The 11,672-nt window shown below is 41.8% G+C and carries 7 protein-coding genes; 3 read left to right on the plus strand and 4 right to left on the minus strand.

Features of this window, described 5'->3' with window-relative positions:
* Positions 1-9 precede the first annotated feature (9 nt).
* Both secD and yajC read right to left on the minus strand, forming a co-directional pair.
* On the minus strand, positions 10-1,887 hold the full coding sequence (gene secD / locus A3K91_RS05410) for a protein translocase subunit SecD (RefSeq protein WP_062844344.1): 1,878 nt from the start codon (positions 1,885-1,887) through the stop codon (positions 10-12).
* A gap of 382 nt (positions 1,888-2,269) precedes the next feature.
* Complete coding sequence (gene yajC, locus A3K91_RS05415; RefSeq protein ID WP_062844345.1) at positions 2,270-2,596, minus strand: preprotein translocase subunit YajC; 327 nt, start codon at positions 2,594-2,596, stop codon at positions 2,270-2,272.
* Between the two features lie 516 nt (positions 2,597-3,112).
* Here yajC and A3K91_RS05420 point away from each other — a divergent pair.
* The 3 genes from A3K91_RS05420 (at position 3,113) to A3K91_RS05430 (ending at position 8,412) form a co-directional block, all read left to right on the plus strand.
* Positions 3,113-4,417 (plus strand): hemolysin family protein, encoded by a 1,305-nt coding sequence (locus A3K91_RS05420; protein WP_084387271.1) that lies wholly within the window; start codon positions 3,113-3,115, stop codon positions 4,415-4,417.
* Positions 4,418-4,780: 363 nt separating this feature from the next.
* Positions 4,781-5,275 carry a hypothetical protein gene (locus A3K91_RS05425; protein WP_062844346.1) on the plus strand — a complete coding sequence of 165 codons (495 nt, stop codon included), beginning with the start codon at positions 4,781-4,783 and terminating at the stop codon, positions 5,273-5,275.
* 134 nt (positions 5,276-5,409) lie between these two features.
* Positions 5,410-8,412, plus strand: a complete 3,003-nt coding sequence (locus A3K91_RS05430; RefSeq protein WP_062844347.1) for a LysM peptidoglycan-binding domain-containing protein — start codon at positions 5,410-5,412, stop codon at positions 8,410-8,412.
* 135 nt (positions 8,413-8,547) lie between these two features.
* On the opposite strand, the gene A3K91_RS05435 is transcribed toward A3K91_RS05430, so the two are convergent.
* Together A3K91_RS05435 and A3K91_RS05440 are read right to left on the minus strand one after the other, a co-directional pair.
* Positions 8,548-9,756: a transglycosylase SLT domain-containing protein gene (locus A3K91_RS05435; RefSeq protein WP_062844348.1), complete on the minus strand. Its 1,209-nt coding sequence runs from the start codon at positions 9,754-9,756 to the stop codon at positions 8,548-8,550.
* A gap of 996 nt (positions 9,757-10,752) precedes the next feature.
* On the minus strand, positions 10,753-11,586 hold the full coding sequence (locus A3K91_RS05440) for a Nif3-like dinuclear metal center hexameric protein (RefSeq protein ID WP_062844349.1): 834 nt from the start codon (positions 11,584-11,586) through the stop codon (positions 10,753-10,755).
* Positions 11,587-11,672: the final 86 nt, after the last annotated feature.

Here is an 11,672-nt window from a genome sequence, read left to right on the forward strand (position 1 = left end):
AATATTCTCCTAACCGATGCTCAAACGTTTGATAGATTTACGCTTACCATAAGCAATTTGTACCAGCGCACGCGTCACCATAATAGCGGTAAATAGCGAGCTGACAATACCAATAGCCAATGTAACCGCAAAGCCTTTAATCGGACCCGTACCAATGGCAAATAGGATAAAAGCAATTAATAGGGTAGTGATGTTGGCATCGAAAATACTACTAAAGGCTCGATCAAAACCTGCTACGATGGCGGACTTTGGCCGTACTCCATTTGCAAGTTCTTCTCGTATTCGCTCAAAAATCAGTACGTTGGCATCAACTGCCATACCGATGGTTAAAACAATACCAGCGATACCAGGTAACGTTAGTGATGAGCCTAAGATCGACATAATGGCAATGATGATAATGACGTTCACAGCAAGTGCCACGTTAGCAATTACACCAAACAGACGGTAGAAAATAATCATAAAGGCAAAGACCAATAGATAACCGATCTGAGTAGAAAATAGACCTTTATCAATATTCTCTTGACCTAATGATGGACCAATAGTGCGCTCTTCTACAAAGTACATTGGTGCAGCAAGTGCGCCTGAACGTAATAAAAGTGCAAGTTCTGCTGCTTCAGCAGTACTATCCAAACCAGTAATTCGGAAAGAAGAGCCAAGCACCGCTTGAATATTGGCACGGTTAATGACTTTAGTTTCGGCGTAAGGCGTTCTTACTTCGACAGTTTCTCCAGTTGCTGGATCTTCTTCATAAGTAATTCTTTGCTTATTTTCGATAAACAATACTGCCATCTGCTTACCGACTGCAGTACGCGTGGCGTTTTGCATCAGCTTGCCGCCCGCACTATCTAAAGTGATGCTAACTTCAGGAGAACCGTTTTCATCAACACCTGTTTGAGCGTTGGTGACTTTATCACCAGTGACAATTGCTTGGCGCTGTAACAGTACAGGTGGGCCATCTAGGGTTTCAAATGGAAACGCTTCAGTACCCGCTGGAGGAATCCCACCAGTGTAGTTTTCACTGTTTTCGGCGACCATACGGAACTCAAGGTTTGCGGTACGGCCAAGAACACGCTTAGCTTCAGCTGTATCTTGTACACCTGGTAGCTCTACTACAATACGACTGGCACCTTGTGACTGTACCAAGGCTTCTGTAACGCCAAGCTCGGCAATACGGTTGCGTAGGGTCGTTAAGTTTTGATTGACTGCGTAGCTATTGATCTCATCAAGCGTAGCTTCATTATATGCTAAGATTAAAGCAGGGCCTTGAGCATCAATAGAGGATTGTAAACTAAATGTACTACCCATCGAGCTTTGTAGAACGTTCTGTGCACGGTTACGCGCATCTGTATCAGCAAAATGCAATACTATGCTTTGACTTTCAGTCTTAATACCTTTAATTGCAACCTTTTCAGCACGTAGGTCACGACGCACATCACGACTGGCACTATTCAAGCGTTGTTCGAGCGCTTTATCCATATCGACTTCTAGTACAAAACGTACACCGCCGCGTAAATCAAGGCCAAGCTTCATTGGTCTTGCACCAATATCACGTAGCCATTGCGGGGTAGTCTGCGCTAAATTCAGCGCGACCACGTAGTCTTCGCCCAATTTTTGACGTAGTACTTCTTGAGCTTTCAGCTGATCGACTGGATTGTTGAGACGCACCAGTGCACTGTTGTCCTCAAATGTGCCATTATGGTTTTCAAGACCTGCCTCCTCGAGTAAGCTTTGAGACTGGGTCAAAATACCTTCAGACAGCTGTGTACCTGCTGCCGCACTAGTAATCTGCACAGCAGGTTCGTCAGGGTATAAGTTAGGAGCAGCATATAGACCGGCAATGATTAGCACGACGGTAATAAGTAAGTATTTCCAAGCGGGATATTGCATAATCACTTCTTTAAGTTGATAAACAACTGGCGACATGAGCCACAAGTTAGCAGATGGGAAGTTAGCGATAACAATGGTCAAATGCTATGTTAAGCATTATTTATTCAACACCATTGCAATCATCCGCGATAATAATAAAACGTAAAACAGAAAGGCAAATGATACAGTCGTATCTTTATATAGTCATTAAAAATATAACAGATACGATCTATAAAAACAGTCACTCAACAGAGTACGGACGGATCGTTCTAAGTCTACAAATTCGATTTAAATCTCTGTTTTATAGCAAAAAATGACCGTAAATCATCTACGGTCATTTTGAATCATTGCACATACTGATAATACGACCATCAAATCACCATCAATAAAATACTATTGATGATTAAACGCTTTCGATCGTGCCAGCAGGCAATACTGAGATAACAGAAGCACGTTGTACTTTTACATCAGTGTTGTTGTTTAAGCTTACGACAGCATAGTCGCCTTCTATCGCTTTAATACGACCCATCAAGCCACCAGCAAAGATGATTTCGCTGCCAACCGTTAATGCATTGACCATCGCACGATGCTCTTTGGTGCGCTTAGATTGTGGACGAATCACCAAGAAGTAAAAAATGGCAAAGAAAGCGACTGGTAATAGGATCTGACCGAATAACGATGCTGCACCAGCAGTTTCAGCAGCATGAGCGGCTTGAATGAATAAAAACATAATTTCTCTCAGTAAGTCATAGATAATAATAAAATTAAACGCATAGTAACAAAAAATCTCAGTCTTGGTAACTGTTAATCATAGGCGAAGTACGTTTTTATTGAGTTAACAGTATACTGATAATTCATACTTGTCCTGCCAATCAGTAATTCTACCTAGACAGTGCTGCCAAATTTTTGAAAGTATATCAAATTCTAAGTATTTGATGACTAATAGGTAAGGCTATATGATAAGAAACGTTAAAAAATCAAAGCTCAAAAATAGCGACTTATTGTGAAATGCTATCATCAATGCTACTATCAAATGGTAATAATTACTTGTATTTAGCATGCAATCTACTGAGATGTGATAAAGTTCTAGTATGAAGTCACAAATCTTTTTTGAGCGGCTATTGGTCATTGTTTTTACAGACATCTTGACCTATTTTGACAAGTGATTTTGTTGTCTGATTTAACTTACTTATTATATCCCTTTTCCTTTTTTCTGTTTAGGTCCCCTAACTTGTTTAACACTCTTATGTTTATACCTCGTTTACGTCGTTCACGCGCTCATAAAAAAGCGTCTGCCAAACCTCCTCCGACGATACATCATCCCATGCGGCTTAGTCGTTATCAGTCAGTTTTTGGAATAACAGCGCTAATAGCATCTTTGATGTTGCTAGTGCCTTATTCTTCCTTTGCAGCAGGTGCGGTAGCGACAGATGCAATAGCAGACCCAACGGTCACAAGTATATTTTTACTGATATTTTTTGTGGTCATCGCTATCGGTATCTCGTTTGTTTGCTCTTTATCAGAAGCAGCATTATTGAGTATGACACCGTCGTACATTGCTGATATTCAAGAGCATAATCCAAAAAAAGCAAATATGCTAAGACGTCTGAAGGTTGACAATATCGATCAGTCTTTGGCCGCTATTTTGACTTTGAATACAGTGGCTCATACATTGGGGTCCATTGGAGCGGGTGCGCAAGCCACAATTGTATTTGGTAGTGCATGGTTTGGGTTGTTTTCTGCGTTTATGACCTTGGCGATTTTATTTTTATCTGAGATTATTCCAAAAACATTAGGAACCATGTATTGGCGTCAAATAAGTGGCGTTGTCGCTTACTTTGTTCGAGGTATTATTTTACTGCTATATCCTTTGATTTGGATTTCAGAGCGACTTACAAAATTGCTTGTGCGTGGCAAAGAGCCTCAAGCGTTTAGCCGTCGTGAGTTTGCTGCACTTGCCAGTATTGGTGAAGAGTCAGGACAAATTGATCCATTGGAGTCGCGTATTATTCGTAACTTACTGGCGTTTGGTGCCATTAAGGTTGAAGACATTATGACGCCGCGTTCGGTGATGTTAGCGTTTGAAGAAAATAAAACGGTGGCTGAGTTACTGGTTGATCGTCCGAAGCTTACGTTTTCACGGTTGCCAGTTTACGAAGGTGATTTAGATAACATTACCGGTTTTGTCTTAAAAACAGATATGTTGTTGGCGAAAGTCAACCATGCCATGCATAAGCCATTGACACAGTTCAAAAGAGAAATTACTTTTGTATTCTCCAAAATGAAGCTGTTTGATTTATTAGAGCTGATGCTAAAAAATCGTATTCATATTGCCATTACTGTGGGTGAGTACGGTGAAGTCAAAGGCTTGGTCACGCTAGAGGATGTGTTTGAAACCTTATTGGGTCTTGAAATTGTAGATGAAATAGATCGCGTTGAAGATATGCAAGCGTTGGCTCGTCAAATGATGGATAGACGGGTAGAGCGTTTAGGTATGAAGCTTAGCGATGATGAAGAATACGAAGACATTAGTGGTAGTAGTAAGCTTTAAGACAAAGTTGCTAAGCTACAAAAGAATAAAGCTGCAAATTGTATAGTACGTTCGATGGATCAGGCTTTTTTTTGATGGTTTGAATGCAGCGTTATCGGAACTGGAAAGATTGTTCTATAACACACCCTGTGTATTTTAGTCTTCGCAATAATTACACAGGGCGTCACATAGCTGTGAGAATTGAATGATACGCTCACTCTATGATACAAGTATGCTGTCATAGATATCGATTGACATATTATTGAAATGAATCTTCGGTATTAAAGGTAAGTGACAAAAATATAAAGTCTGAAAAATATTGATTGTCATTATTTAAATACAATGATGTTAACTGCAATGAAAAAAGGGTTTCTAAGGATTACCATGAAACAATTATGGGGTAAAAAGTGGCTCGCGCTATTGATAAAAGGCACAAGCGTCGCTGCAGTTGCTGCAGCGGTAAGTACAGTAAGTGTCACTGCCCAAGCAGCAACCATGACGGAAGCTTTGGTACTAGACTATATAGCAGCCATGAAGTCGTCAGCGAATAGCCAGAGTATTAACCAAGTTGCTCGTCTGGTTTCTGATGATGCACTGATTTCATTATCTAGAAAGGGTAAGTCTACCAGTTTAGATAAAGATGCCTATCTAAAATTATTGCAGAATAGCTGGAATGACACGTCCAATTATAATTATGATATTTCTGTTGATAATATCGTTATTACTGGCACACAGGCCAAAGCAAATGTCACGACCAATGAAAGCTGGGTAAAAGATGGTCAAAAGGTTTCATTTGTGACGACATCAAGAGTGACTTTGACAGTGGCAACTGGCAATGCAGTACTGCTGCGGGCAGTATCGCAAGTTACAATTAACTAATTATTGATATGAATGCGGATCTAGCTTTTGTCTACTATCTTTTAATATTAAAGTAGTCTTTGTTTTACATTGCATACTATACTACCAAACAACTTTATCTTATCACTTCTTGTCGTTAGGAAACTTCCAATATCATGTCTACTGTGCTATCAAAATCTCGCTCATTTATCGCGTTGCCATTGACGCTTGCGGTATCCACTTTACTTATCAGTGCTTGTAGTAATACGTCAGCGGTAAAAGATAAAGGTGTGACCAATGGCTCATCTGTTCTTGTTAAGCGTCCTTCTAATCAGGCACCTAAAGCAAATAGCAGTGATGATTATTCAACTGCGTTTTTGGATGCGGAAAGCTTGGATGAGTTAGCAGATTTGCTAGAAGCCACTGACATGACTATGGTGGAAGGTAACAAACTTGCGATACAACAATATGGTGATTTATGGAATCGTCTACGTGCTGGTTATCGCATGAATGGTGGTCAGCCAATTTATAACCAACGTATCGAAGGACAAAAAAGCTGGTTTACCAGTCGTCAAGATTATCTAAACCGTTTGACAGCGCGTGCCAGTCGCTATATTTATCATACGGTAAGAGAAGCGGAGCGCCGTAATATTCCAACAGAGCTTGCTTTATTACCAGTTATTGAGAGCTCTTACGATCCAAGTGGTACGAGTAGTGCGGCGGCGGCAGGTCTGTGGCAGTTCATACCAAGTACAGGTCGAATTTATGGTTTGAATCAAAGCGGTACTTACGATGGTCGCCGTGACGTTATCGAGTCTACGCGTGCCGCTTATGACTTTTTGACAGCATTGCATAATCAATTTGGTAGTTGGGAGCTTGCGCTCGCTGCATATAATGCCGGTCCTGGTCGTGTTCAAAAAGCGATCGATGCCAATGCTGCACGGGGTTTGCCAACCGATTACTGGTCACTCAGACTGCCTACTGAAACCATGAACTATGTGCCGCGCTTTTTGGCAGTTGCCGAAATCGTTGCCAAGCCTGAGCAGTATGGTGTCTACTTACCAGCTATTGCTAACCGCCAGCATTTCCGTAGTGTACCAGTAAACTATGGAGTAAGTTTGGCTGAGGTAGCACAATTAACTGGTGTGAGTTATGATGAACTAGAAAGACTGAATACGGCTCTGACTTCTGGGCGTGTTGACTCTTCAGGTCCTCAGCGTGTCATTATTCCTAATGACGTCAGTCTCAATGCAGATGCTAAGCTCAGCACATTAAGAGGCAACGGTACAGGTAACGTATTGGCTTCTAATAACACGAGCAGTCCAACTGCCACCACGACCACGCCAAGTTACAATAGCAAACCGTATACCAACTCGTCTTTGCCATCTACTGGCAGTGCATTGGCTGATTATGCGGCGAGTGCCAGCGTGCCTCAACAAACAACAAGCTACATCTCACCCTCTGTGACACCAACCAGTGGCTCTACTTATAATAGTAGTACGCCAAGCCGTACTGAGCCACCACTAACCAATGCAGAAACCAGCAAGATCAATGCTGAGCTTAAGAGTAGTAATAGTTTGCCTACCACTTCTGCTCAAATTACCCAGAATAACACGATTGTTCAAGAGCCACCGCTGAGCAAAGAAGAGCGTGACTTCATTGCCAATCAAATTCGTACCAGTACGTCTGAAACCAATGTCATCAATGCAGACGGCAACATTAACTTATCAGCAGTACAAACACAGCAATCTATCCTAGAAGCCAGTGGTGAAGAAAAGAAACTGAGTTTTGCAAATTCTTCAGCGAGCAAGCCTAAGCCACAAGGCGCACGTACAACGTATACCGTAAAACGTGGCGATACTTTGTCTAATATCGCCAGTCGTGCTGGCGTGAACTGGCGCGATATCGCAGAGTGGAACCAAATAGATGCGAACGCTAAGCTGCTATCTGGTAGTACCTTGTATTTATATAATGCCAAAACCATTGAGCCTTTGAGTACAGAGAGCAGTGCAGCGGCTAAGCAACCAGAAAGTTATGTGGTACAAGGCGGAGACACTTTAATTGGAACAGCGAATCGTTTTGGCTTGTCAGTCACTCAGCTTGCCAGTTATAACAATCTTAGCAGCCGTGCCGACTTACTCAGAGGTCAAAAGCTATGGCTAATACCAGGCAAAGTATCTGCGCCTGCTGTGACCCCAGCTGCACCATCTAGTAAACCAAGTAAATCGAGTACAGCTACCAAAAACTATAAAGTGAAAGCAGGGGATGGTCTGATTGCACTAGCGCGTCAGTTCAATGTTCCAACGAGTACACTTGCCACACTTAATGGTATTGGCGCCACAGACTCATTGTATGTTGGTCAAACACTAAAAGTACCTGCTAGTGTTGATTTCAACGCCGCTACTAGCACCACGTCTGCTGCAAGTAGTAACGTAAGTAGCTCAAGTTCGGTAGCGACGACCAACTACAAAGTTAAGTCAGGCGATACCTTAATCGGAATTGCTAATAGCGTGGGTGTTAGCCCAGCGGATATCGCAGCAGTCAATAGTAATATTAATGCCAATGCACGCTTGCAACGTGGTCAGACCATTAAAGTACCTGTATCTAGAGAATTGGTAGATCGTCAGCTTAACGACAAAGAAGTCAGCTATAAAGTGAAGTCAGGGGATACGTTGACAGGTGTGGCGCAGCGCTACAATATTGGCATCAGCGAATTGGCCGCTGCCAACAATCTAAAAACCAATTCCAACCTCATATTGGGTCGTACCATTACGATTCCTGCCGGTGGCAGTGTCACAACTTCTAGCGCTTCTAGCAGTACTAAGCAAAGCAGTAATTCTACTAGCACAGCAAGTACTAGCAATGGTAAAAAACTGGGCAACACTGAAAGCTACAAAGTCAAATCAGGTGATGGATTAATTGCTCTAGCCCGTCAATTTGGCGTCTCAGTAGAAGACTTGGCTGCGACCAATAATATGGCAACCAATGCCCAACTGCAACGTGGACAGACACTTAAAGTACCAAAGGCAACCGTCAGCTATACTGTAGGTTCAGGCGACAGCTTGATTGGACTGGCACGTAAGTATGGCGTATCAACACAAGAGTTGGCTGAGATGAACAATATAGCTGCCAATACTATGTTACAGCGTGGTCAACGTCTCACAGTACCAAATCGTTAGTCATTGAGGATTAGGTAAAGCTAATACCAGTTTATCGATTAGAGGTTTAAGCCTTAGCGCATAAAAAAAGCTGCTCTTTAAAGAGCAGCTTTTTTATTGGACTATTTATCTATAAATTATTGATAAAAGTCTGTGCTAAACCGTTTGGGTCTTGATCGTCTCAAGGTAGCTTCTGATGTTACTGACGTAATGCATCGCCTGACCGTAACGGCTATTAGAAGCTTTGTTGTCAGCTAAATAGGCATAAACGTTTGCCCAGCTTTTATCATCAATACCTTGATCTCTCAATTTACGCTGGATACTTTTTACCGCATTAGGTCCCATATTGTAACCAGCAAGCGCAAACCAGATACGATCTGTTTTTGGTACATCCGCAAACTCACTCTTTACCTGTTCTAAATAGCGCGCGCCGCCACCGATACTTTGATAAGGGTCTACGCGATCTGAAACGCCCATGGCTTTAGCAGTATTATTAGTCAGCATCATAAGTCCACGCACGCCAGTCGGGGAGACAGCATTGGCATCAAGATGTGATTCTTGATAGCCCATTGCGACAAGCAGCTCCCAATCATGGTTATAATTGCGCGCCTGTTCTTCAAAAGAAGATTGATAATCAGGTAACTTTTCTGTCAATGTCTTTTTGAAGTGATCTTGACTATAGGCATCTTTCAATAAGTTTTGATTATAGAATGCCGCCAACTTTTGAGTGTTTTTTAGCTTGATGCTATCACATAAGAAATAACTGGCTTTCTTTGACAATGGGTCAGTTGAAGAACCAAATGTCCAGCTTACCTTGGGGTGCAGACCGTTTTTGGTCAAACTGGCGTCATATCCGCAGCTGACATTGACAGAGGCCAAGTTCAGCTTGTTTTTTAGTTGCGTACTGGCTGTGGTCAGCGCCATATCTGCTTTACCTGATCTCAAGGCTTTTAGTGCCGCTTCCTCATTAGCATAAGCTTTGAGACTGATATCCACACCAAGCTCATCGGCATAGGTACGCACCAAATCAAAACCGAAACCATGTTGGAAACCATCAGTAGCAAAATACGTACTATCGCCTGGGACAGCAGCGATCGTCAGCGTATTGTTGAGCATAACATGATCATAAGCTGGCATTTGCACGCCCATCGTCGTCAAACTCTGAGCGGGGAGCGAGAGAAAGGCGATACTAGAGATTTGTGCCAACTTCTTGGTTTTGGAAAAACGAGTCGAAGTAATAGGGGTAACGGATGAAACGATGTTACTTTTAGTGTTGAGCCGGCGTTTGGTCGGACGCAGTAAATAAGAAATACGGCGTTTGGCCCCTTGCGCAGATACCTTTACACGGTAAGTAATACGCTGCATGGATGTCTCCTGATTTTAGCCATCCTACTTACCCTAAAATGTACATTGATCACGCGGATACAACAGGCGCAAATTACTATCACATTTCAAATGACAGGGTGCTTATCGGATAGACAAGCACATTATCACTCTGTTTTATCATCGATCCGCTACTACCTATCTTAATAACGTAGCGGGATGTTTTATATATTCGCTCTCTATTGGTATAAATTTGGGCGATTAAAAAATCGCCCTTAAAATCCGGACGCACAACAACGTGAAGGATATAAATCGAATGATTCCCTCATCGACAATAGATAGCATTAATAGTAAAACAACGGTAGATCAAACATAGGTAAGGTCATGAATAAGTTATCAAAACAACGCCGCATATCAATGAGCCAACGAAGGCAATTATTATTACCATACCGCTGTCGCTCGAATATCAATACGTTCATATCTTTGGCAATTTACTTGTAAATTCATTTATAACAAAGCAAATAAGTGCAGATATGTCATTGTTCAGGTATAAGGATGAGCAAATAACCTTGATAGATAAATACAGCAATCAAAACTTTCTATCAATCAAAAATATTAATCAAGGTATGCAACACCCTTATTAAGACGCCAAAATGAAGGCAAAAATCACTGCTAAAAATATATGAGACAGTGAAAGGTCAGTGGACAACTACTCTAAAACCTCACAAAGCAATAAGATATTAGAGAGTTATTCTCATTAAAGCGCCATAACCGGAAGCTATAATAAATGGGAAGTCTCATGACAAGACGTTCTTTCTTCAGTGAGTAATATGTAGATACTGATAAGATTATTCAAGAGGAGTTAAGAAATAAGCGATAAAACTTAACAATAGAACTATAGACGGTAAAAAATAGGGTTATTATTCATGGGTTTATAAAAATGAATGTCATAAAAATAGGTGTGATAAGACAAAAAATAAATATTTTTGTCTTATTTTTTCAAACGTCTTCGCCAAATGCTATTCAATAATGATGTTTTTAAGCAGGGTTTTCAATATCAATAAAAGTGACAGGCAGCGCAAAATGATCAGCAAGCACATGACCCAATGCTTCGATACCACCGCGTTCTGTCGCATGATGACCACAGGCAAAATAATCTATGCCAAGCTCACGAGCAATATGAGTAGTGCGCTCCGATATTTCTCCAGAGATAAAGGCATCACAGTCCATGATCGCTGCCTGCTCAATCATATCTTGCGCGCCGCCCGTACAGATACCAATGCGTTCAATCATTCGCTCATTCTCCGTACGGGTGTCGGTCTCATTAGAGGCATGATAGTTGGCTGAGATGTGTAATGGCGTACGTCCCAATACTTGAGTGATGTGAGCAATAAGACTGCCTGCACTTTGCGGCTGGCAAGTAGTGATATTGCCAACAGGATGCGACTCATGAGGGTATAGCGCACCAGTGACGGTTAAATTCAGTAGTTCTGCGAGTTTGGCATTGTTGCCAATGATCGGATGCGCATCAAGAGGCAGGTGATAACCGATCATAGAGATGCCGTGTTGCATCAGTTTGCGGATGCGTCGTCCTTTTATTCCCGTAATAGGAGCGGGTTCACCTTTCCAAAAATAACCATGATGTACCATAATAACATCTGCATTTTCTGCGATAGCCGCATCGATCAGCGCTTCACAGGCAGTAACTCCAGTTACAATACGCTGAACAGATCGTCCACCATCAACTTGTAAGCCGTTTGGGGCATAGTCTTTAAACGCGCCAACCGATAGGTAGTCATCGCAAAACTGCGTTAAGTCTTGTACGCTAATACCAGTAGGAATGGTAGGTGTTGAGACAGAGTTGGTGATCATTTTTATTTTCCTTATAATTGTGGCGTGCTTAGAGTCAATATGAATGAGCTACAAGATGAAAGCGCTGCAAATAGCTTATCACTGAA

This window comes from Psychrobacter alimentarius (genome assembly GCF_001606025.1).
Classification (GTDB): Bacteria; Pseudomonadota; Gammaproteobacteria; order Pseudomonadales; family Moraxellaceae; genus Psychrobacter; species Psychrobacter alimentarius.